At 42.0% G+C, this 707-nt stretch carries 2 rRNA genes; both read left to right on the plus strand.

The window, feature by feature from the left end:
• Window positions 1-291, plus strand: a 16S ribosomal RNA gene (locus IE142_RS39815); the annotation flags it as partial.
• Between the two features lie 264 nt (window positions 292-555).
• A 23S ribosomal RNA gene (locus IE142_RS39820) occupies window positions 556-707 on the plus strand; the annotation flags it as partial.

A 707-nucleotide genomic window follows, 5' to 3' on the forward strand; every position in this document is an offset into this window, starting at 1 on the left:
AGGGCAGCGAAACCGCGAGGTCAAGCAAATCCCATAAAGTTGTTCTCAGTTCGGATTGTAGTCTGCAACTCGACTATATGAAGCTGGAATCGCTAGTAATCGTAGATCAGCATGCTACGGTGAATACGTTCCCGGGTCTTGTACACACCGCCCGTCACACCACGAGAGTTTGTAACACCCGAAGCCGGTGGAGTAACCATTTGGAGCTAGCCGTCGAAGGTGGGACAAATGATTGGGGTGAAGTCGTAACAAGGTAGCCGTATCGGAAGGTGCGGCTGGATCACCTCCTTTCTAAGGATATAGTCGGAACATCTTCTACGAAGATGAGGGATAACGTGACATATTGTATTCAGTTTTGAATGTTTATTAACATTCATTTGTACATTGAAAACTAGATAAGTAAGTAAGATTTTACCAAGCAAAACCGAGTGAATAGAGTTTTAAATAAGCTTGAATTCATAAATAATCGCTAGTGTTCGAAAGAACACTCACAAGATTAATAACTAGTTTTAGCTATTTATTTTGAATAACAATTCAAAATATGGTGGAAACATAGATTAAGTTATTAAGGGCGCACGGTGGATGCCTTGGCACTAGAAGCCGATGAAGGACGTTACTAACGACGATATGCTTTGGGTAGCTGTAAGTAAGCGTTGATCCAGAGATTTCCGAATGGGGGAACCCAGCATGAGTTATGTCATGTTATC

The sequence above is a fragment of the Streptomyces mutabilis genome (assembly GCF_014649815.1).
Lineage (GTDB): Bacteria > Actinomycetota > Actinomycetes > Streptomycetales > Streptomycetaceae > Streptomyces > Streptomyces mutabilis.